Here is a 21,229-nt window from a genome sequence, read left to right on the forward strand (position 1 = left end):
CCTTTATGAATAGACCCTGTCAAGGAACTACACCTCGCACCACGAGGGCGACCGACGGACTAATATAGGTATTAGGAAACTCTAATACCGATATTAGTGAATTCTTTTACCGGTATTAGAGTCGTCTAATACCGGTAAAAGAATTTGACCCTAAATGGGTGCTGAGGTACAGGCTGTTGCGCGGGCACTCTCTCTGAGCCCCTCTGCGTCGGGTAGAGGGAGGTCACTCGACGCCGGTCTCCTTGGGGTACTTGCGGATCAGCTCCGTCAGGTAGGCCTCGTCGCCCTTGGGGGCTATGAAGAGCATATCCGGGGTATCGACGATGAGGAAGTCCTCAAGGCCATTGACCACCACCTTCTTCCCCTTCGTGGTCTCGCGAACAAAGGTTCCATCGCTCCCGTCGAGGAAGACGGTCTGCTCGTCGCTGGCGGTCTCACGGTGCTCCTTCATATACCGCTCAAGACCCGACCAAGTGCCGATGTCATCCCAGCCAAAGCTACCAGGAAGGACGACGACGTTGTCGGCCTTCTCCAGCACACCATAGTCGATGGAGATGGAGGGACAGCGGCGGTAGGCAGCTGCAGCATCCTCAGCCTCGCCCGGCTCGCCATAGGTCCGGATCTCGGCAAAGTGGACCGCCACATCGGGGAGGTACTTCTCGAGTGCATTGATGATGTCGATCGCCTTCCAGACAAAGATCCCCGCATTCCAGAGGTGATTGCCTCGCGCGATGAGACGCTTGGCCTCCTCCAGCTCAGGCTTCTCCTTGAAGCGCGCCACGCGGTAGACCCCATCGTCAGGCTCACCGGTGAGCTCGATGTAGCCGTACCCGGTCGCGGGATAGGTGGGCTCGATGCCGATGGTCATGAGGACGTCGTGCTCCGCCACATAGGTGATCGCCTGATGGAGTACCCTCTGGTAGGCGACCGCATCATCGATGTGATGGTCGGATGGGCAGACCACCATGATCGCCTCAGGATCCTCCGCGTAGATCCGGTAGGCAGCATAGGCAATGCAGGGTGCGGTATTGCGCCCCACAGGCTCTGTCAGCACTTGCGACGGATGGAGGTAGGGGAGCTGCCGCAGCACCTCGTCCTGATAGAGCTGACCAGTCACTACATAGAAGTGGCTCGCCGGTGCCACCGCCTCTAAGCGGAAGGCGGTGGAGCGGATCATCGTCCGACCCTCGTCAAGGATGTCGAGGAATTGCTTGGGCTGCTCACGACGGCTCATCGGCCAAAAGCGTGAGCCGATGCCACCGGCCATCAGCACCCCGTAGGCGTGCGTGTGTACCATATCTATCATAGTCAGGGACGAGGAAAGTCACGGAATATCGATGCGCTGTCTCGAGGGATAGCCACCTCCGCCCACGCATCGGGGACATAGGTCCAGGAGGAGATGATGTGTGGGGTGTAGGGATCGTGCCGCCGGAAGAAGTCCGTCAGGTAGTACCTCAGGTCGTGATCGGTCGTGCGGACGACGCGCCCGGGGAGGTCCCCCTTGGGGATGCCGGCTCCGTGGGTCAGCAGACCGCCCCCGCCCTGCGCCCGATACGAGCTCATCACGACGAGATACTCCGCCTCGGGATCAAAGGGTCTCCCCTTACCTACCCCGGTGATCTCGATGCGGTCTCCGGAGGGGCGGGTCACATCGACCAAGTAGCTGATGCCGGCAGCGGTGTCGAAGTTGAAGGACGGACCCTCCAGCGGCAGATAAGGTCCGCCTCTCCTCGACTCATCGATCCGATAGAGCGGGTCCTCGGGTGAGGTCATCGTCCGGATCATCCGGTCGTAGCTCTCCTCGAGGTGAGCCTTGAGCTCCGACCCGCGGAGCCGCATGAGGTAGGCATAGTTCTCGTACTTATAGAGGTTGAAGAGATCTGCCACCCGGATCGGACCGGCAGGGATGACGAGGTTCTCCACCAAGGGGGCGGTCAGGGAGACCTCCGCCTCAGGGAAGAGCTCCAGCTGCAGCTGGTGTATGAGGTCGGTGAAGGGGGCAGGGCGGAAGAAGACACACCTCGAGTCCATCGGGGTGGTGAGACGCCCCACAGGCTGTGAAGCATAGTCCCGCACCTGCTGCTCCACCGGAGCGAAGTGCTCCATGAAGTCGCTATCCGGCTCGTACGCGGAGAGGTCGATCAGCTCGGGCATGACCCGGACGACCGGCTTGCCACTCCCGCTCACCCCGAGAGAGATCTCGCAGTGGGAGAGCATCCGCCCGTCAGCTCCCGCATCGAGGATATAGGTGTAGCCGCCCGCCTCGCGAGGGATAGAGTCGAGGGCTGCTCGATGGTCGTGAGCGCAGAGGACGATATCCGCCTCCGGGATCGCCCGTGCCAGGTCATAGCCGACATTGGCAGCCATAGGTCTAGGACCCCCCTCCTTCTTTCCCGGACCACTGTGCATGAGACAGATCAGGAGATCCGGCTTCTGACCCAGGATCTCCGGCAGGTAGGCCCGGGCGGTCTCCACCTGGTCTCTAAACTCTAGCCCGCTCCAGAGATGGGGCGGGAGGTTTTCTGTGAGGGTCGGCATGGTGAGGCCGAGGATGGCAATCTTCTTGCCCCCCTTCTCCACCACCACATAGGGCTTGAAGTAGGGCTTACCCGTAGCGGTATCCACCACGTTGGCCCCAAGGACGGGGAAGTTCGCCTCACGCACGAAGCGGTCGTAGACACTGTGACCGGTCTCAATGTCGTGGTTGCCGACCGTCATCGCATCGTAGCCGAGGTAATTGTACATCTCGGCTACCGCATGGGTGGAGGTAGTATCTACCACATTATAGTAATAGGTGAGTGGCTGCCCCTGCAGGAGGTCCCCCGCATCGAGGAGCAACACAGGTCTCGCCTCGGAACGCTCGCGGTACGAGCGGACGACCGCAGCCACACGTGCCACGCCGCCACCGGTATCAGCACCCTCCAGTATACTCTCCGGGAAGAGCGATCCGTGTACGTCACCGGTCTCGAAGAGATCGATCGTCACCACCTCGCTCCGCTCCCGACAGCCGACGAGGCTCAGAGAGAGGAGGAGGGAGAAGAGAAGAATAAGTCGCTTCATACGCAGTCTATCAGGCCTCAGCCACATCGCCCTGCCACTCCACATAGGGGTGGCGGGCAAGGGATCCATTAGTATACCGCTTGTCATCGGTCACCTCCCGACCGATCCACTCCGGCAGGGGGAGAGAGGTCTCCAGGGAGGGGAGTTCCACCTCAGCAACGATGAGCCCCTCATTCTCCTCCTCGAAGAAGTCCACCTCCCACTTCCGCTCCCCCACCTCGATCACATGCCGCTGCTTGACGATCGGGGTGGTCGATGCCACCGACATCATCTCCAGCGCCTCCTCGATGGGGATCTCATACTCATACTCCGTCCGCACGGAGAGGGTCTCCTCGTGCGAGATCTTGATCCCGAGGATCGCACGCTCCTCATCGATGATACGGACCCGGACCACCAGCGCATCGTCAGAGACGAGGTAACACTGGCGGATATTCTCCACATGATCCGAGGAGGGTAGTGTCATGCCGGGACGTAGGAGAAACTTTCGCTCTATCTCAAGTGCCATATAAATAATGTCTGTAGGAAAATCAGTGGACGGGAGCTTACCTCACCTTGACCTGTGTCGCCCCAAAGCCATACTCCGCAAAGGAGGCATCCTGTGTGGAGCTACGCGGGTACTCTCTCGAGATCAGGTCGAGGACCGCCTTGCGGAGCACCCCCTCGCCCTTACCGTGGATCAGGATCACGGTCGTGCCCTTGAGCTTGGGCTGACGATACTTCTCCATCACTTGCCGCACGTAGTCGAGCTGATAGTCGAGGATATCCTTGGGCGACATCCCGGCGGTGGTCTCGATGATACTGTCGATGTGGAGGTCGACCACGACCGGCTCCTCCTTGGAGAACGGTCGCTCCTCCTGTGGTCGGGGATGAGGAGCATCGGTGCGTTTCTTCTTGGCAATCATCGTCTCAGCGAGCTTTTCCCCATCCACCTTATTTCTCCTGTAGGGCTGATCGTCCTTCACCGCATGGTAGACGATCGCACCGTCGTCAAAGAAGTCATTGGGAGCAAAAGCGCCCTCGCGGAAAAACTTCGTCCCATCGACCTTCAGCTCCGCCACCATCGGTTCGCGCGGAGTGTAGAGGGTCCCCCGCTTCATCGGCACCAGCGTCAGCTGCACATGTGCCCGATCACTCACCTCCGAGGGGAGGAAGCTCTCGAGGAACTCGGAGCTGTCGAAGGGGACTACCCCCTCGTAGCGGACCTCCTGCAGCGCCCCCCGACCGGAGGTGTAGAGGACGAGGAGATCAAAATTGGAGTCATTGACGAGATAAGTCTCAAAGGGAGAGGTCCCCAGCCGCTCCGGATCCTCGGGGAGGTAGCAGAGGTAGGCGTTGATCCGGTCGTGATCGCTATCCACGGGGCGCTTGCGATGCTCCTTGACCGGTCGTGCCGGCTCCTTCGGTGGCTGAGGGGCGACCTCAGGCTCCCGAACGGGCTTCGAGACGACCGGCTTGGGCGCGATCGTACTCCCCTCGGTGACCGGGACCACTTCGCTGGCACGGGTCGGCAGCTCAAATCCCGACTCATCCCGCACATAGATCACTCCCTCCCGACTGACACGGGTCACCTCGCCGCCTCCTGTCGCATCGAGGAAGCGAACTCGGTCACCCACTTTTATCGTATTACTCATATATTTCGTTGCTCATGCTTCACAAATGTACCCATTTTGCCGGTACCGACACATCAGCACAGCGGTCACCGCTTAGCGGCTGACCGATGACGATGGAGCGGGCGCTCTGCCCGGATGCCTGAGGACCATCCCCGTAATGGGCAGCAGGTAGATTATCGTGCCGTATCTAAGGCATCAGTCCGAGAGTGCGCAGTCGGCTCCTTGCTTGACTGCAAAGGAATTAGTAAATTTGCGGTCTGAATAGAGCAGGAAGCCATGGATAGGAGGAAAGATGCCTATATGATCGACTTTAAGGAGCCTCTCAGAGGTCCCGAGTCGCTCACATACCACTTTGACGACGACTTCTTCTCCGAGCAGGGAGATGAAGAGATCCTTGGCGGCGACGTGGATCTGGATCTGGAGATCCAGCCCACATCAAGCCACTCGTACCAGCTACTCTTCCACTACGAGGGGGCGGTCACCGTACCATGCGACCGCTGCCTGGCGCCCTTGGAGGTGGAGGTGGACACGGACGACGAGATTACCGTCGAGCTAGGTGAGGCACTGGATGAGGAGAATGACGAAGCCCTCATCCTGGACGCAGCAGACCCCAGATATGACTTCAGCTTTATCTTCTACGAGCTCATCAAGGTGAGCCTCCCGATCGTCCACTCGCATGAGGACATCGCGGAGTGCGACCCCTCGGTGGTCAGCTTCCTGATGGAGGGTGATGCACCCGAGGATACACCCGAGGATCCCCGATGGGAGAGTCTTCGCAAGAAGATCTCCGACGAGGACGACACCGAGCCTCGTAAGTAAGTTAAGACAGAAAAGTAACACTCATATAATAGAAGTACATCATCATGGCACATCCTAAGAGACGTCAGTCCCACACCAGGACCAGAAAGCGTAGGACCCACGACGTAGCCAAGACCCCCGCGCTGACACGCTGTCCCAACTGCGGCTCCTGGCACGTCTATCACACCGTCTGCAACACCTGCGGCTACTACCGCGGTCAGATCGCTGTAGAGGTGGAGGAGTAAGACCCGGTCATCTTACAAGACCTCGTCCCTGCCCAATCGTATGATTGAGCAGGGACGAGGTCTTTTGTCATAGCATCTTTATTACTTCTAGGGGATGCAAGGCATTTGCATAAGGTTCTCCTCTCAGACAACAGTAATCCCCACCGTCTCCTCAGACGATGGGGATTACCTGTCTCGTTATCTATATGAGAGAATTAGTACTCCTCTTGATGCTGGAGGCGGACCATACGAGCGAAGTCACCGTCACGGCGTACCAGATCGTCAGGAGATCCCTCCTCGGCTACACGACCATCCTTAAGGAGCACGACGTGATCGGCATTGCGAATCGTACGCATACGATGAGCAATGACGAGGACGGTCTTATCCCGCGTCAGCTCCGAGATACCTAACTGGATCTTCGTTTCATTCTCTGCATCGAGGCTCGCCGTTGCCTCGTCAAGAAGGATAATGGGAGCGTCCTTAAGGAGTGCTCGTGCGATGGAGAGACGTTGCCGCTCCCCACCGGAGAGGGTTTCGCCATTCTCCCCTATGATCGAGTCGTACCCCTCCGGCATCCGGCGGATGAAGTCCTCGCACTGAGCCAGCCGTGCGACACGCTTCACTTCCTCGTCGGTGGCGTCCGGCTTCCCTATGCGTATATTGTCTGCTATGGAGGAGTGGAAAAGAACTACGTCCTGAAAGACGATCGCAAAGTCCCGCAGCAGAGTCTCGGGGTCTATCCCGGCAATGTCCTTACCTCCGATGAGGACCTCGCCTCCACCCACGTCCCAGAAGCGGGCAGCCAGCTTGGCGCATGTGCTCTTCCCCCCACCCGATGGTCCTACAAGTGCCGTCACTTCGCCTTCCCGAGCGGTGAAGGAGACATCCTCGAGCACCTGCTTTCCTTCCTCGTAGGAGAAGGAGACATGGTGGAATTCTATGTCGTGATTGGGAAGGTCACACTCCTCACTACCCCCTTGCATCGGCATCGACTCAATCTCACGCATACGGTTCAGCCGCACATCGAGGAAGGAGAGCAGGGCGAGATTGTTGCAGACCTCCTGCACAGGATTGTAGACCATTGCCGAAGCGAGGAGGAAGGCCAAGTAGACGAAGAGCGACACTGTCCCGGTCATCAGGAGCCAAGCCCCTACAAGGAGGACGGTAGGCATACCAAGCTTCAAGAGGACGGCGGCAGAATTGACAGCCGCAGAGGAGCCCAGCTCCACATCGACTAGTTCCCGCTCATAGTCTTTCAGCTCCTCATCCAGCCGGGTCCTATACTCCTCCTCTCCGGAGTAGGACTTGATCTCCTGTATGCACTCTAGTCCCTCCTGTATCGTCTCGGTGACACGACGCTTCACGGTGTAGTGATCCTTAAACTCATGCGAGAGACGGCGTCTGCTGAGGAGAAGAATCGCCACAGCAACAGGTACGACCCAGAATAGTGCCAAGCTCAGGCGCCAATCGTAGCAAAACATACCGATGGCCACGATCAACACGCTCAGGAAGGAGGCGAAGAGCTGCGGGACAGCGTGAGAGAAGGTCTGCTCCAGCTGCGTGCAGTCCTCCATAACAGTCGATGTGAGATCAGAGAGATTTCGCTCAGCAAAAAATGCGAGTGGCAGCCGGCGCAGCTTCTCCGCCAGCGTGATCCGTCGCCGTGCACTCTCTCCAAAGACAGTGGTGTAGGTGCTATCGTACTGTAAGCGATTGATGACGTACATCACGATCATCAGCCCCAGCGCAAGGAGGATGTAAAAGGTGAGACTGTGCGGCTCTCCTCCTCTCGCCGGATCAAGATTCTCGGTGAGGAAGTAGAATAGGTAGCAGATCGGGAACATGAGCCCGACATTCTGCAGGGTGGAGAAAAAGATTCCCCGCTTGAGATCACGGGCTCCCTTCTCGGAGAGGACAAAGCGCTCTTGTAGATATTTTGTAATCATAATTTTCATTCTGTTCTTTGTAGGAAAGGTAGTAACGTCACGGAAGACCTTTGCAGAGACTATCACAACTTCCAGGCGACAGCCCTCTGGTACTCGTCCCACATCAAGCGGTAGGTGCCATTTCGCTCCATAAGTTCATCGTGTGTCCCCTCCTCCACGATCGCCCCCTCCTTCATCACCACAATGCTGTCGGCGTGGTGTACCGTCGTGAGGCGGTGGGCGATCATCAGCACGGTTTTCCCTCTCGTGAGCCGGGTGAGAGCCTGGCGGATCAGGTGCTCGTTCTCCGGGTCGGCAAAGGCTGTCGCCTCATCAAGCACAACGATCGGTGCATCCTTAAGAATGGCTCGCGCAAGCACGATGCGTTGCACCTCGCCGCCGGAGAGATAAGTTCCTTCGGCCCCGATGAGCGTATTGAGTCCCTCAGGAAGTCGGTCAATGATCTCTCGGCTCTGAGAGAGGTCGATAGCCCGGTTGATCTCCTCGAGTGTCGCATCGGGCGAACCGTACCTGACGTTTTCGAGGATGGTGGTCTTGAAGAGGCGAGTATTCTGGAAGACAAAGGAGACACTTTTCATCAGTTTCTCCGGTGACATCTTCCTCACGTCTACACCACCGACTAACACCCGTCCTCCGGTCGTGTCCCAGAAACGCGGTATCAGCCGTGCAAGGGTGGTCTTACCACTTCCAGATGGTCCCACGAGGGCAATTGTTTTCCCCTCCGGGACGTTGAGGGTGACGTGGCTGACAGCGTCCTCCTTTGCGCCCTCATAGCGGAAGGAGACATCCTCCAGAGACACGCTGTAACCCTTAGGCTCCAGAGTTGTCTCTACGGTAGGAAGTGGAACCGTCTCCGTCAGTCCCTCCAAGCGGCGGATCGCCTCTCCGCAGAGGAAGAAGTCCTGCGACAAATAGGCGCAGCGCATAATACTGAGAGCGATGACCGGTGTGATCAGGACGTAGAGAAACATATCCGAGATCACCACCACAGGATCTCCTCCGTGACCAATGAGGATGATTGCCACCGGGACGAGGACGAAAGCGAAGGCGCTCGTCAGTACCGTATAGAGGGACATCGGGCGGCGACAGAGACGCGAATACTTCGTCACGAGATCCCTGTAGTCAATGATGCTAGCGTAGAAGCGCTTGAAGGAGAAGACCGTCTGCTGGAAGACCTTGACTACCGGGATCCCCCGGACATACTCAACTGCCTCAGCGCTCATACGCTCCTGGGCATCGAGGTACTGCCTCTGAAATTTCCCGCTCTCAGCACTCATCATATATCCCATCAGACCATAGGATAGAAGTATCGGGACAAGGGCAGCAAGTCCCAGCTGCCAGTCCACCACGAAGAGGAGTACAAGGATCCCCAGAGGGGCGACAACGCTGCTCGCGACATCCGGCAGGAGATGTGCCACAAGCGTGTGCGTCATGCTCGAGTCCTCATCGATGATCTTCCGCATCCGCCCGGTATCCTGACGGTCAAAGAATCCAAGTGGCGTACACAAAAGGCGATCCATGGCAAATCGACGCATATTCGTCTCCACCCTAAACGCAGCCAGGTGAGAGAGCATCAGAGCACCGAAGTAGAGCAGCACTGTAGCAACAGAGACGACAAATGCCCACAGAGCATACGATCTGATGGGTGTCTCGGCAATGTCTCCACCTGCCGTAAGAAGGGTGCGCACTACCAGCCAGACGAGGACGAAAGGCACCAGCGATAGCAATCCGTTGAGCGCCGAGAGGACGATGGAGAGCGGAAGGAGGAGCTTACGCTTACCCATGTACTCTCCCAGTTTCTTAAATGTATTCATAACTACTTATATGTATTGATGGTTTCAAATGGCTTCAACAGCTCCGTCCACCCGGCCATGCTGTAGCGGGAGTATTGACTGAGAGCAAGGTCGATCTCCTCATCCGTATACTCGTCATGCACCACCAGTTCGGCAAAGAGGCTCGCCCACGATGAGCAGAGGATATGGATAAGGAAGGGCGAGATATTGACCTCCAGATGAGGGTAACGCTCCTTCATCAGGCGTAAATACTCATTCCCTATCTCCGTCTGAGTGGCAATAATCTGATCCATGTAGTGCTCCAGCGACGACCCCTCGCAGTGGAAAAACAGAAGGCGAAGCTCCGGGCGATAAGCCTTGATAAGCTCCTTCATCCTCTGCTGATAGTCGATGGAGAGCTCCGGCATTCGGAATACTCTCAGATCCAAGAAATCCTTGTCGTTGTGCGCTGTAAGATACCTGTCCAGCTCCTCAAGCAGCGGGGCAAGGACAGCACGGAACAGGGCATCCTTATCGGCAAAGTACCTGTATATGGTGCCCACCGCCACACCAGAGCGCCGCGCTATGGTGCGAATAGAAGTCTCTCGCACGCCGTGCTCGATAAATTCCTCTCGTGCGACCGTCACAATGAATTGACGGATCTCCTCCTTCAGATACTGCATCTCAGTGAATGTTCCAGAAGTGAATGTTGCTCGTCTTTGTTCACAAAAAATGCGCACCATTCGATGAGCGAATGGTGCGCCTTTTCAGGGGTGATCACGGGGAGTGCCCGCATAGGAATTCTTCTTCTCATTAGTCTCTATTATAATCGGTACGAAGGTACCACGGCTTACTTCTCCCGCCAATACTCTCTTTCTATGATTTAGGAGTATCACGGGAAAGTCCACCGCACGTTGGCAGACGACGGCAAGGAAGCAAAGACGAGAATTGTACCATATACTCACTTTTAGGTATATTTGCGCAGTGAGACTTTATTATGAGGACGCAAAGTCGAAACATTTATCACAACAGTTTTATATAAAATGGACAAGAAAAGTATCAAGGGCACCGAGACGGAGAAGAACCTGCTGAAGGCATTCGCAGGCGAGTCTCAGGCACGTAACCGCTACCACTTCTCTGAGAGCGTTGCTCGCGAGGAGGGCTATGGTCAGATCGCAGACTTCTTTAAGCAGACTGCTGACCAGGAGCGTATGCACGCTAAGATGCTCTTCTCTCACCTCGAGGGTGGGGATGTAGAGATCACTGCCTCCTACCCCGGCGGCAAGATCGGCACCACGCGTGAGAACCTCCAGCTCGCCATCGCCGGTGAGCACGAGGAGTGGACCCATATGTACCCCACCATGGCCGACAAGGCTGAGGAGGAGGGCTTCAAGGAGATTGCCACTCTGATGCGCAACATTGTCAAGTCAGAGAAGGAGCACGAGCGTATCTACCAGCTCTTCCTCGATCGCCTCGAGAAGGAGAACCTCCTGAAGGAGGAGGAAGAGGTAGAGTGGAAGTGTCGCGTCTGTGGCTTCGTCTTCAAGGGCAAGGTACCTCCCACGAAGTGCCCTATCTGCAAGCATCCGCAGGGCTACTTTGAGCGCATCTCTGACGCTCCGGTGATCTGATAAGCGGGCTCTGCTGAGCCCCGAGAAACATCACTTGCAGCACCATAGGTCTCCCGACCTGTGGTGCTGCTTCTATTTCATCCCTTTCCAGGGACAGCCCCGGTCGACAAGGGTGGGTGGAGGAATGGTTAGGGGTGACGCACTTGAGTGGTACAGAAGCCACTCAACTCATCGTGAAGAGTGGGAAACGAAGCCCCCGCAAGGGGCCGTAAAGATTAAGAGACGACATCCTCTCGCATGGCCTTCGGGACTTGGTGCCACTCCTGATGCTCTCGATGGGATTGCACAGCGACAGGGATTGTCACTTCTTAGCCGTAAAGCTCAAATGCGTCACCCCTACCCAAGCAGCCCACTCCTCAGGGAAATCTCTAATACCGATATTAGTGAAGTCTAATACCGATATTAGACTTCACTAATATCGGTATTAGATAGAGCCCCTATCCATCGGGCATTGGACACCCATCTCTAATGGTCACCACAGCAAAGGCAATAGATGATAGATGAGGGAGTAGCTAGAGCGTGTGGAAACTTTTCCCATCACCCCGCCAATTCCCCTCCTCCGTTTCTTGCCCCTCCCAGCAGATCAAACTGCGAGTCGACGATGTTGTGCTCGGCAAGCATTATCTTAGGCAAGTATGGTGTTTCTTGGGATTAAATTTACTGGCAGAGATGACGCATTTGAATGGCTACTGTAAGGCTCAGATGCGTCACCCCTAGGAGGATTGGTTAGGTCTCTCCGTTTTCGTTACTTTTGCAGGTGCGGGGAGTGTATGACCCCGGGCTTTATCAGTGAAGAATTTTACCATAAACAAGGCCTCCTCTCCCGGCAGCAAGAGCGGGGAGCCAACGGCAAAGCGCAGCAGTAGACGTAGCCAGGGGAAGGGAAGCTTCCTCCAGCAGATACTTCCGCAGAGGGGAGTACCTGGTGATCTGTGGCGCTTCATCGCCGGGGTCACCCTATTCTTCCTTGGGCTTTTCTTAGTCTACAATTTCTTCTCCTACTTCGTCACCGGAGCGGAGAATCAGAGTCTCCTCCTGGGGCAGGATATAACCGCAGAGGAGGCGGCACAGCGGATACAGGGTCACGGCGGGATCACCGGCTTTGCGCTGATGAATACGCTGGTGAACGAGTGGATCGGACTCGGGCTGATCTTCCTCCTGTACCTCATCTTGATGATGGGGGTGTGGATCACGCTGGTGATGCGGGTCTCATGGATCCGCAAGATCTGTCTCTGCATCAGTGCGGCTCTCTGGACCTCGGTCACCCTCGGTCTCATGCCGGCGGAGTGGACGGACGGGTGGTTTTTCCTCCCGGGAGGGGTCTTCGGGCACGAGGCGGCAAGCTTCCTCACGCTCCATATAGGCCTGGTGGGGGCGATCCTGCTGATGAGCTTTCTCCTGATCCTGCTCGTCGTTATCTCCTTTGGCTCCCTGATGCAGCGCTACAGCACTTTCTCCAAGCAACGTAAGGCGAAAAATGCCCTCCTCGACGAGGAGGAGCGGGCGCATATGGCTGAGGAGGTGGTCCCGGAAGCAGAGGAGGAGGTGCCTGAGACGGAGGAGAGTGACGAGGAAGTCGTGGACGATGACCCGACTCCAGCGGAGCCGATCCCCGACTCTCCTCTTGAGCCAAGGGTAAGCGCCACCCCCAACCCGCCTACAGCCCGGGCAGAGGTGGGAGACATCGAAGTACACGACGCACGGAGGACGGAGGACGAGCCGGCAGACCCCTCTCTCACCACCGCACAGCAGCTGGTGCGCGCTCAGGGCGAGTACGACCCGACGCGCGATCTCGCAGACTACCACTACCCCACCCTCGACCTGCTCAAGGACTACAGCAGCGATGATGGAGAGATCGATATGGAGGAGATCAATGCAAATAAGCAGCTGATCCTCGATACACTCAAGAGCTTCCGGATCGAGGTCAATAAGATCTCCGCTACCGTCGGACCGGCAATCACACTCTACGAGATCGTCCCTGCGGCAGGGATCCATATCTCCCGCATCCGTAGCCTGGAGGATAATATATCGATGAGCCTCTCCGCTCTCGGCATTCGCATCATCGCACCCATCCCCGGCAAGGGAACCATAGGCATGGAGGTGCCTAATAAGCGACCGCAGATCGTCAGTATGCGGGGCGTGCTTGCGTCACCAGCCTACCGAGAGACGACGATGGAGCTCCCGGTGGCTCTCGGTCGCACGATCACGAATGATGTGCTGCTCTTTGACCTCGCTAAGGTGCCTCACCTCCTCGTGGCGGGCGCCACGGGACAGGGAAAGTCGGTCGGGCTGAATGCGATCATCATGTCCTTGCTCTACAAGAAGCATCCCTCGGAGCTGAAGTTTGTGATGATCGACCCGAAGATGGTCGAGTTTAGCATGTACTCCCGGGTGGAGAAGCTCTTCATGGCAAAGATCCCGGACGAGGATCAGGTGATCATCACCGACACGAAGCGCGCCGCCGACACCCTTACCTCCCTCTGTCAGGAGATGGATGACCGGTACGAGCTGCTGGCGGCCGCCTCCTGCAGAAATATCGTGGAATACAATAAGCGCTTCAGGAACAGGGAGCTAAACCCCGAGAACGGTCACCGCTTCCTGCCCTACATCGTCCTGATCATCGATGAGTACGGCGATCTGCTGCTGACTGCGGGTAAGGAGATCGAGCTGCCGATCACCCGTCTGGCTCAGAAGGCGCGCGCCATCGGCATCCACGCCATCATCGCGACCCAGCGACCGACGGCGAGCATCATCACCGGTGCGATCAAGGCAAACTTCCCCGGGCGCCTCGCCTTCCGCGTCACATCGCAAGTGGACTCCCGCATCATCCTCGATGCGAGCGGGGCCAATAGGCTGGTCGGCAAGGGAGATGCGCTCTACCAGTCCGGTACAAAGCTGACCCGCGTGCAGTGTGCCTTTGTCGATACACCTGAGGTGAATGGAGTGGTAGACTTCATCGGTGCGCAGCGGGGATTCCCCACAGCCTACGAGCTGCCGGAGGTGTCCCAAGAGGGCGAGGGCGGTGCTGCCGGTGGGGACGGATCGATCGACCCCAACGAGCGGGACAACCTCTTCGACGTGGTGGCAGAGCGCATCGTGGCCGAGGGACGTGTCTCTATCTCGCTGATCCAGCAGCTCTTTGCCATTGGATATAACCGTGCTGCCCGGCTCTGCAACCAGCTGGAGGCGGCAGGCATCATCAGTAAGCCGGACGGGCGCGGCTCGCGCGATCTCCTTGTGACGACACAGGAGCAGCTCGAGCGGATCCTTCATCCGGAAATCTAAGATACAGTGCATATTATGTCATATTCATCAACCCACATACTCTTTTGGCTCCTTTTCGTCGTGTTCTGCGCCACCACTGCAAAAGCACAGACGACAGACCTACTCGACAAGACGATAAGTCAGCTCGAGGCTAAGGAGGGGCTACAGGTAGACTTCCGGATGACCCTCGAGGATGCGACGACAGACTGTAAGTACTACGCAGAGGGACGGCGCTTCTACTATGACTCCGAGGAGGTAAAGGCGTGGTACGATGGGACGGATCTGTGGGTCTATATCCGGCAGAGCGGAGAGGTCAATCTCTCCACCCCGCACAAGGAGGATCTACTGGAGATCAATCCACTGCTCAATCTCGAGAGCGTCAGGAAGAACGCCTTCTCCATCACTAAGAAGAAGGAGGGAAAGAATACCCGAGTCACTGCGGTGCCACGCAAAAAGGGGAAAAATCGATACGACGGCTCGCTCACCAAACTCGAGGCACTGATCGCACCCGACGGGCGCCCTATCTCCCTTCGACTGGAGGAGAAGGGGCTCATGGAGCCGGTCTTGATAGAGGTGACACGCTTTGAGGAGGGGGAGTTTAAGGAACTAAAGGACAAGTCATTTTTTAGATACACTCCCGACAAAGCCAAGGGAGCAAAGCTGATAGACTTAAGATAACACCGATATGAATACAGATAAGAATACCCAGACAGACATCCTGATCATCGGCTCCGGCCCGGCGGGATATACCGCTGCCATCTACGCTGCTCGCGCCAACCGCTCACCCATCATCCTGGAGGGACTGCAGCCGGGCGGACAGCTGACGGAGACGACCTCGATAGAGAATTTCCCCGGCTACCCCGAGGGTGTGGGAGGCTTCGAGATGATGGATGACCTGCGCAAGCAGGCTGAGCGCTATGGGGCTGAGGTCCGCTCCGGACTGGTCTCACAGGTGGACCTCAGCAAGCGACCCTTTGTCGCTACTGTGGATGGTGAGTATACCATCACAGCCAAGACGGTCATCATAGCCACCGGTGCCTCCGCCAAGATGCTCGGACTGCCGGAGGAGAAGAAGTATATGGGTGCCGGCGTGAGCGCCTGCGCCACATGCGACGGATTTTTCTACAAAGGGAAGATCGTTGCCGTCGTCGGTGGTGGAGACACTGCTTGCGGTGATGCGATCTATCTCTCCAGCCTGGCGAAGAAGGTCTACCTCATCGTCCGTCGAGATGAATTGCGTGCCAGCCAAGTGATGCAGGATCGGGTCCAAGAGACGGAGAATATCGAGGTGCTCTGGAAGCATCAGACAGAGGGGCTCTTCGGGGAGCCTACCGTGCAGGGAGCGAAGCTTGTGATCAATAAGGGCGAAGCAGACGAGCAGCGCACCGAGATCGCGATCGACGGATTCTTTGAGGCAATCGGTCATAAGCCCAATACCGACTTCCTGAATGGCCAGCTGACGCTCGATGAGCATGGATTTATCCTCACGAAGGACAGTGGCGACCCGGGGACAGAGATTGAGGGGGTCTATGCCGCCGGTGATGTGGCCGACCCGGTCTATCGTCAGGCTGTATCTGCCGCCGGCATCGGCTGTCGTGCCGCCATCGCTGCGGATAGGTTTCTTAAGATGAGAGGAGAGTGATGAAGATCATAGGGAATATTATCTGGTGGATCTTCGGGGGACTGGAGACCGCCATCGGCTATATGACTGCGGGGCTCGTGCTCTGCCTGACGATCGTGGGGATCCCCTTTGGATTTCAGCTCTTCAAGATCGCCGCTGTAATGGTTTTCCCCTTCGGAAGCAAGGTGAGCGAGTCAACAGGAGGGCTGGGGAGTACGATTCTCAATATCCTCTGGTTTATCCTCGGAGGTATCTGGATTGCCCTCACGCACTTTCTCTTCGGGATACTCCTCTGCATCACGATCATCGGGATCCCCTTCGGGAGACAGCACTTCAAATTTGCCGGCATAGCACTTCACCCCTTCGGGCGTGACATAGAGGTGGGCTTATGACGACGGGCAGGACACCGACACCTTTCCCCTTCATGGAGGCTCCTATCGGGGTCTTCGATTCAGGCTATGGTGGGCTGACGATCCTTCGCTACCTGCGCAAGTTGCTACCGGAGTATGACTTCCTCTACCTCGGTGACAATGCCCGAGCACCCTATGGGAAGCACTCCCTCCCGACGATATACGAGTACGCACGCGAGGCGGTGTCGCATCTCTTTGCCTGCGGCTGCCCGTTGGTGATCATCGCCTGCAATACGGTCTCCGCCCATGCGCTCAGACTACTGCAGCAGATCGATCTCCCCACGAGCAGTGACCCCTCCCGTCGTATCCTCGGCGTCATCCGCCCGACGGTGGAGCGTCTCGGGGAGCTGACCCGAAACGGCCACGTGGGGATCCTCGCCACACCGGCAACGGTGAAGAGCAATACCTACCTGCTGGAGGTGAATCGGCTCCACCCCGAGATACAGCTTACACAGCAGGCGCCCAAGATGTGGGTCTCTCTCATCGAGGGAGGCGAGTATCAGGCCAATGAGGGGGTCAATTACTTCGTGCGACGCAATATCGAGGAGCTGCTACGGAAGGATCCGAGGATCGACACCATCCAGCTCGCCTGCACGCATTACCCGGTCCTACTCCCTCGCATACGGGAGTTTGTCCGCGACGACATCGTGATCGCAGAGCAGGGTATGATCGTGGCCGAGTCAACGCAGAATTACCTGCTGCGTCATCCAGAAATGGAGCGGCGACTGAGCAAGAATGGGATCTCACACTTCCTCACGACAGAGGAAGATGGCGAATTTGCGGAGATGGCCGGGCTCTTCCTCCACGCACGACTGGCGGAGGATATGATCGACCAGGTACAGCTAACGTGAGCGCGGACATCAGCACGACCATCCAAAGGCTCCTCAAGGAGTACGGACTCTTTGGGAGTATCCTCTTGGGCATCATCGCCTACCGACCGCTGTCGGTCCTCAGCCCGATGATCCCCTACGTGCTGATGACCATGCTCTTCTTCACCTTCTCACGGATCGCACCGAGAGACATTCGCCCAAGACCGATCCACCTGACCCTCATCGTGACTCAGATTGCGCTGGCTCTCGGAGGGTACTTCCTCGTGCGGTACCTGCCGGTACCTTTCGCTGAGATCTACGCCCAGGCAGTGCTGATGTGCTTCCTTTGCCCCGTGGCAGCTGCGGCACCGGTGATCGTGGGGCTCCTCGGTGGCTCCATCGCCATCGTCACCTCATATGTGGTGATCAATTGCCTGAGCATCATCATCACCGGTCCTCTGATCCTCGGCTGGCTGGGGCATCCCCAGGGGACTCTCCTGCAGTCGATGGCACACGTACTAGTGGGCGTACTGCCGATCGTGATGATCCCTCTCCTGACTGCCTTTGGGATCCGTTGGAAGCTCCCCTTACTGCACGCCAAGGTACGCTCCCTCTCCTCCGCCTCCCTCTATATATGGATCTTCCTCCTCTCGCTCGTCATCGCCAATACCGTCCACTTCGTTGCGCAAGAGCGCCAAGGCGTGGCTACGATGATCATCGTGCTGGTGCTGATAGGTCTCGTCACCTGCATCATCCAGTACACTGTCGGTAAGGCGATGAGCAGAAAGGTACTCGGTGAGAGCGTCACCATCGGTCAGGCACTGGGGCAGAAAAACTCCTCCATCAGCATCTGGATGATCCAGGCGTACCTCAACCCTATCGCCTCCGTCTCGCAAGCCGCCTACTCTATATTCCAAAACATCTTCAATGCCCTCCAGGTGATACGCCACGATCGGAAGCAGGTCCGTGAGCAGCGACGCAATCATAAATCAATGGCGTGAACTCCCAAGGGTGCTAAAAAGTGCTTAAATCGCTGAGAAAAGGAGTAATCTCTTGTGCCAAGCTAAGAAATAATTCGTACCTTGCGCCTTGTAAGAGTTCACTCTTTCGGGAAACTGTTGTCCGTGTGAGCCGACTGTAAGCGTACGGGGCCACTGTGACGATGAGCTTTCGTAATAAGAAACGAGAGGGGGGACTCATGTGGAAATTGTGTTTTATATCTTCTCCTGTCTCTTCCTCCGGAGTTGACATGGTCTTGGCGCCCCGTCTGTATAGATGTGGACGATGAGAGCACGCCAAAGCTTGAGGGGGTCTGAGGAGAGGGTGTCAACTTTCTTTTATTACAGAATGAGTACAACCAGCTCCCTTCTTCGGAGAGCGGTAGCTGTCGGACTCCTGCTCGTCACGTGTGCCTTTGGTCATGCACAGCAGAGTAACCGACCGGCAAAGCACCACACCCGGAAGTCCACTGAGGTCGTCACTAAGGACGCGGACAAGAAGAATGGAGCAGCCGCACAGCTGCTCGCCTCTAACCTCAATTACAGAGACACCACTCTGGTCACCAACTTTGCTAAGGCGATCAATGAGTCTCTCAATTTGGACGAACTGACCGAGGAGGATCTCCTATACCCCTCAGTCGATCTCTATGGCGAGGAGTCTTGGAATAACTCCCTCAATCCCCTTCGTGGGGCTTCAGCAGCCATCCCCTCACGCTACGAGATCAGTCTCAAGGAATTTGTCTACCCGCTGGACGGCATCCGTCGCATCAATAGCAGCTACGGCTATCGTCGTCGCTTCCGTCGTATGCACTACGGTGTCGACATTGACCTCAACCGCGGAGATACTGTCCGCGCTACCTTCTCCGGTCGCGTGCGACTGGTAGATGTCGATGGTCGTGGCTATGGTAAGTATGTGGTGATCCGCCACCCGAATGGTCTTGAGACCCTCTACGGACACCTCTCCAGACAACTGGTAAAGGAAAATGCCGTCGTCCGCGCCGGCGATGCGATCGGTCTCGGTGGTAGCACCGGTCGCTCCACCGGTCCGCACCTCCACTACGAGACACGATTTATGGGCATCGCGCTCAATCCTCAGCAGCTGATTGACTTCGCCAGCGGCGCACCTCGCAATGAGATGTACGTCTATGCCAAGGGGCGCTCTACACGAAGCAACTCGACTATCCAGTACAGAGCGAGCAACACAAAGACAAGAGACAACTCCTTCAAAACCTACCGGGTCCGCAGGGGAGACACATTGTCACAGATCGCTGCGAAGACAGGCACCTCAGTTGCCAAGATACGCCGGCTCAATCCGAAGCTCCGGAGAAGCAGTATGATCCGTCCCGGAGACGTGATCCGCATCGGAGCGTGAGATAAGCCTCACAAGCAACACATATCATCAGAGACTCTCGGTGTGTATCACACACTGGGAGTCTCATTTTATATGGCGGAACGGATATTGCCATACGAAAGGGCGTGTACGAAATTCATAGTATCACACGACTCAAAAGGTAGTCAATGACTCCTTTATAAGTACCTTTGTGGATGGTAAACCATTACATTGGTAGAAACATCGTGCTTGACTTTCTCGTTAATTACGGCTACATAGGCGTCTTCATAGCCGCATTCTTAGCCGCGACCGTACTTCCCTTCAGCTCCGAAGTTGTCTTTGCAGGGGTCTTGGCAAGTGGGGCGACATACTCTACCCTGATCATCGCAGCGACCGTCGGGAACAGCTTGGGAGGGATGACCTGCTACTGGCTCGGCTCGCTCGGCAAGCTCGAGTGGCTCGAGAAGTACTTCAGGATGAAAGAGGAGCAGATCCAGAAATGGGTAACTAAGATCCATGGCCGAGGGTCGTGGGTGTCGATATTTGTGGCACTACCGGGTGTGGGCGACTTTATCGCAGTAGCTATGGGATACCTGCGAGCCAACGCATGGGGCGTACTATTCTGGATGACCTTGGGGAAATTTATCCGCTACGTCGTAGTCGGAGAAGCCGCAAAAGCAGCCCTCAGCGCACTGTAAAGCCAGCCACCTGACACCCTTCCCCATACCTAGCCATACACCCTGACTATCTGACGACAAAGAGCGGCCTCAGCATCCTCTTGCCATCTATAACAGTCCCCAATCCATTGAAGTCTATTATAGACAGGGTATAGTCCATACAAAATAGCGCACTCACAGCGCACTCGCAGCCTACTCCACCAAGCCTCTCTACCTAAATGAGCCAATAGTGGCATCCGTACATACGTCAGCATCGCAAGCAATCAATCCACCCAAAAATGTCGCCCCTCGTGTAAGTAACGTCCTCTATAATCACCTAATCCGGCACTATAGCTCCTATCACCAAACTGCCACGATAAAGAAGAATAAACAATAAAAGAGACCCGACACATCCGACTGATCCGACCAGTCCGACTCGTCCGACTGGTCCGACTGGTCCGACTGGTCCGACTCGCTAGACTGGTGCTCACGATGTGACACAAAAAAAGAGAGGAGAGACCGGACACGTGAGTGTCTGATCTCTCCTCTCAAAAAGACGGCGGCTACCTACTCTCCCTGCGTACAAGTACCATCGGCGCTATTGGGCTTAACTTCTCTGTTCGGAATGGTAAGAGGTGGATCCCCAACGCTATAACCACCTAAATGTCTTTGGTCGATCCTTAGCGGATGACTGTATTAAAAAACATACGGAATGTAAGATGCACTACTCGTCAGACCTTCGAGCAAGTCTTTGTCAGTAGAGGATTCAGCTCCTTCTCATCATCTCTCGATGGAGTCTCTAACGTGTGCAGCCGTAGCTGCTCTCACTTGGCGTGTAAGCCTTATCTTGTGAAGCTTGTAGAGTATTACTCGACAGTCTTACTGTCGTAGTACGCTCTTGCGAATCCATATCTGTTACTCTCATAGAGAATAGTACGATATGTTATTCTTCTTGTCCTCCTCCCACATCCCGCAAGGGGAGGGGGAGGAGGGGATAAAGCATTTTTGGGAAATTAGTACTGCTCGGCTAAATACATTACTGCACTTACACCTACAGCCTATCAACGTCATCGTCTCTAACGTCCCTTATATGGATATCT

At 56.4% G+C, this 21,229-nt stretch carries 18 protein-coding genes and 2 rRNA genes; 11 read left to right on the forward strand and 9 right to left on the reverse strand.

Going from position 1 to position 21,229, the window contains the following annotated elements:
- Positions 1-223 precede the first annotated feature (223 nt).
- Genes AC1EKE_RS06625 through AC1EKE_RS06640 form a run of 4 tightly spaced genes read right to left on the reverse strand, consistent with a single transcriptional unit; the run spans position 224 to position 4,691 of the window.
- Positions 224-1,306, reverse strand: coding sequence for a mannose-1-phosphate guanylyltransferase (locus AC1EKE_RS06625; protein WP_480308761.1), 1,083 nt, complete (start codon positions 1,304-1,306; stop codon positions 224-226).
- A 2-nt stretch (positions 1,307-1,308) separates the two neighbouring features.
- Positions 1,309-3,060, reverse strand: coding sequence for a bifunctional metallophosphatase/5'-nucleotidase (locus tag AC1EKE_RS06630; protein ID WP_480308762.1), 1,752 nt, complete (start codon positions 3,058-3,060; stop codon positions 1,309-1,311).
- Positions 3,061-3,070: 10 nt separating this feature from the next.
- Entirely contained in the window at positions 3,071-3,565 is a 495-nt protein-coding gene (locus AC1EKE_RS06635) for a CYTH domain-containing protein (protein WP_296164462.1), read from the reverse strand.
- A gap of 37 nt (positions 3,566-3,602) precedes the next feature.
- Positions 3,603-4,691, reverse strand: a complete 1,089-nt coding sequence (locus AC1EKE_RS06640; RefSeq protein ID WP_480308763.1) for a Smr/MutS family protein — start codon at positions 4,689-4,691, stop codon at positions 3,603-3,605.
- Positions 4,692-4,946: 255 nt separating this feature from the next.
- On the opposite strand from AC1EKE_RS06640, the gene AC1EKE_RS06645 reads away from it, so the two are divergent.
- Together AC1EKE_RS06645 and rpmF are read left to right on the forward strand one after the other, a co-directional pair.
- The gene (locus AC1EKE_RS06645) at positions 4,947-5,489 is read left to right on the forward strand and encodes a YceD family protein (RefSeq protein ID WP_480308764.1); all 543 of its coding nucleotides are present in this window, start codon (positions 4,947-4,949) and stop codon (positions 5,487-5,489) included.
- 44 nt (positions 5,490-5,533) lie between these two features.
- Entirely contained in the window at positions 5,534-5,713 is a 180-nt protein-coding gene (gene rpmF / locus AC1EKE_RS06650) for a 50S ribosomal protein L32 (protein WP_018107066.1), read from the forward strand.
- A 194-nt stretch (positions 5,714-5,907) separates the two neighbouring features.
- Here the strand turns inward: rpmF and AC1EKE_RS06655 are convergent, their stop codons facing one another.
- The 3 genes from AC1EKE_RS06655 to AC1EKE_RS06665 all read right to left on the reverse strand — a co-directional run bounded on the left by AC1EKE_RS06655 (position 5,908) and on the right by AC1EKE_RS06665 (position 10,093).
- A complete protein-coding gene (locus AC1EKE_RS06655; protein ID WP_480308776.1) occupies positions 5,908-7,635 on the reverse strand; it encodes an ABC transporter ATP-binding protein in 1,728 nt (575 codons plus the stop codon).
- A 65-nt stretch (positions 7,636-7,700) separates the two neighbouring features.
- Positions 7,701-9,452, reverse strand: coding sequence for an ABC transporter ATP-binding protein (locus AC1EKE_RS06660; protein ID WP_480308765.1), 1,752 nt, complete (start codon positions 9,450-9,452; stop codon positions 7,701-7,703).
- Between the two features lie 2 nt (positions 9,453-9,454).
- Positions 9,455-10,093: a TetR/AcrR family transcriptional regulator gene (locus tag AC1EKE_RS06665; RefSeq protein ID WP_480308766.1), complete on the reverse strand. Its 639-nt coding sequence runs from the start codon at positions 10,091-10,093 to the stop codon at positions 9,455-9,457.
- 360 nt (positions 10,094-10,453) lie between these two features.
- Here AC1EKE_RS06665 and rbr point away from each other — a divergent pair, with 360 nt between their 5' ends.
- The 9 genes from rbr to AC1EKE_RS06710 all read left to right on the forward strand — a co-directional run bounded on the left by rbr (position 10,454) and on the right by AC1EKE_RS06710 (position 20,171).
- The gene (gene rbr / locus AC1EKE_RS06670) at positions 10,454-11,041 is read left to right on the forward strand and encodes a rubrerythrin (RefSeq protein WP_480308767.1); all 588 of its coding nucleotides are present in this window, start codon (positions 10,454-10,456) and stop codon (positions 11,039-11,041) included.
- 789 nt (positions 11,042-11,830) lie between these two features.
- Positions 11,831-14,326, forward strand: coding sequence for a DNA translocase FtsK (locus AC1EKE_RS06675; RefSeq protein WP_480308768.1), 2,496 nt, complete (start codon positions 11,831-11,833; stop codon positions 14,324-14,326).
- 15 nt (positions 14,327-14,341) lie between these two features.
- A complete protein-coding gene (locus tag AC1EKE_RS06680) occupies positions 14,342-14,983 on the forward strand; it encodes a LolA-like putative outer membrane lipoprotein chaperone (RefSeq protein WP_480308769.1) in 642 nt (213 codons plus the stop codon).
- Positions 14,984-14,990: 7 nt separating this feature from the next.
- Positions 14,991-15,947 carry a thioredoxin-disulfide reductase gene (gene trxB, locus AC1EKE_RS06685; RefSeq protein ID WP_480308770.1) on the forward strand — a complete coding sequence of 319 codons (957 nt, stop codon included), beginning with the start codon at positions 14,991-14,993 and terminating at the stop codon, positions 15,945-15,947.
- Positions 15,947-16,318 (forward strand): YccF domain-containing protein, encoded by a 372-nt coding sequence (locus AC1EKE_RS06690; RefSeq protein WP_296160610.1) that lies wholly within the window; start codon positions 15,947-15,949, stop codon positions 16,316-16,318. Before trxB ends, AC1EKE_RS06690 begins: the two co-directional genes overlap by 1 nt.
- The gene (murI, locus tag AC1EKE_RS06695; protein WP_296160606.1) at positions 16,315-17,187 is read left to right on the forward strand and encodes a glutamate racemase; all 873 of its coding nucleotides are present in this window, start codon (positions 16,315-16,317) and stop codon (positions 17,185-17,187) included. The genes AC1EKE_RS06690 and murI overlap by 4 nt, the downstream gene beginning before the upstream one ends.
- Complete coding sequence (locus tag AC1EKE_RS06700; protein ID WP_480308771.1) at positions 17,184-18,146, forward strand: bile acid:sodium symporter family protein; 963 nt, start codon at positions 17,184-17,186, stop codon at positions 18,144-18,146. Before murI ends, AC1EKE_RS06700 begins: the two co-directional genes overlap by 4 nt.
- Before the next feature lie 346 nt (positions 18,147-18,492).
- A complete protein-coding gene (locus AC1EKE_RS06705; protein WP_480308772.1) occupies positions 18,493-19,515 on the forward strand; it encodes a peptidoglycan DD-metalloendopeptidase family protein in 1,023 nt (340 codons plus the stop codon).
- Positions 19,516-19,688: 173 nt separating this feature from the next.
- The gene (locus AC1EKE_RS06710) at positions 19,689-20,171 is read left to right on the forward strand and encodes a YqaA family protein (RefSeq protein WP_480308773.1); all 483 of its coding nucleotides are present in this window, start codon (positions 19,689-19,691) and stop codon (positions 20,169-20,171) included.
- Between the two features lie 512 nt (positions 20,172-20,683).
- Here the strand turns inward: AC1EKE_RS06710 and rrf are convergent.
- Both rrf and AC1EKE_RS06720 read right to left on the reverse strand, forming a co-directional pair.
- Positions 20,684-20,792, reverse strand: a 5S ribosomal RNA gene (gene rrf, locus AC1EKE_RS06715).
- Between the two features lie 328 nt (positions 20,793-21,120).
- Positions 21,121-21,229: ribosomal RNA gene (locus AC1EKE_RS06720) — 23S ribosomal RNA — on the reverse strand; the annotation flags it as partial.

The sequence above is a fragment of the Porphyromonas sp. C0041D3 genome (assembly GCF_056590575.1).

What these genes read in the sequence shown, in the direction of transcription:
- AC1EKE_RS06680 (WP_480308769.1), top strand. Translation starts at nt 14,342, where the DNA reads ATGTCATATTCATCAACCCACATACTCTTTTGGCTCCTTTTCGTCGTG.
- AC1EKE_RS06625 (WP_480308761.1), bottom strand. Translation starts at nt 1,306, where the DNA reads ATGATAGATATGGTACACACGCACGCCTACGGGGTGCTGATGGCCGGT.
- murI (WP_296160606.1), top strand. Translation starts at nt 16,315, where the DNA reads ATGACGACGGGCAGGACACCGACACCTTTCCCCTTCATGGAGGCTCCT.
- AC1EKE_RS06690 (WP_296160610.1), top strand. Translation starts at nt 15,947, where the DNA reads ATGAAGATCATAGGGAATATTATCTGGTGGATCTTCGGGGGACTGGAG.
- AC1EKE_RS06710 (WP_480308773.1), top strand. Translation starts at nt 19,689, where the DNA reads ATGGTAAACCATTACATTGGTAGAAACATCGTGCTTGACTTTCTCGTT.
- rbr (WP_480308767.1), top strand. Translation starts at nt 10,454, where the DNA reads ATGGACAAGAAAAGTATCAAGGGCACCGAGACGGAGAAGAACCTGCTG.
- rpmF (WP_018107066.1), top strand. Translation starts at nt 5,534, where the DNA reads ATGGCACATCCTAAGAGACGTCAGTCCCACACCAGGACCAGAAAGCGT.
- AC1EKE_RS06645 (WP_480308764.1), top strand. Translation starts at nt 4,947, where the DNA reads ATGGATAGGAGGAAAGATGCCTATATGATCGACTTTAAGGAGCCTCTC.
- trxB (WP_480308770.1), top strand. Translation starts at nt 14,991, where the DNA reads ATGAATACAGATAAGAATACCCAGACAGACATCCTGATCATCGGCTCC.
- AC1EKE_RS06660 (WP_480308765.1), bottom strand. Translation starts at nt 9,452, where the DNA reads ATGAATACATTTAAGAAACTGGGAGAGTACATGGGTAAGCGTAAGCTC.
- AC1EKE_RS06635 (WP_296164462.1), bottom strand. Translation starts at nt 3,565, where the DNA reads ATGGCACTTGAGATAGAGCGAAAGTTTCTCCTACGTCCCGGCATGACA.
- AC1EKE_RS06705 (WP_480308772.1), top strand. Translation starts at nt 18,493, where the DNA reads ATGAGTACAACCAGCTCCCTTCTTCGGAGAGCGGTAGCTGTCGGACTC.
- AC1EKE_RS06665 (WP_480308766.1), bottom strand. Translation starts at nt 10,093, where the DNA reads ATGCAGTATCTGAAGGAGGAGATCCGTCAATTCATTGTGACGGTCGCA.
- AC1EKE_RS06640 (WP_480308763.1), bottom strand. Translation starts at nt 4,691, where the DNA reads ATGAGTAATACGATAAAAGTGGGTGACCGAGTTCGCTTCCTCGATGCG.
- AC1EKE_RS06630 (WP_480308762.1), bottom strand. Translation starts at nt 3,060, where the DNA reads ATGAAGCGACTTATTCTTCTCTTCTCCCTCCTCCTCTCTCTGAGCCTC.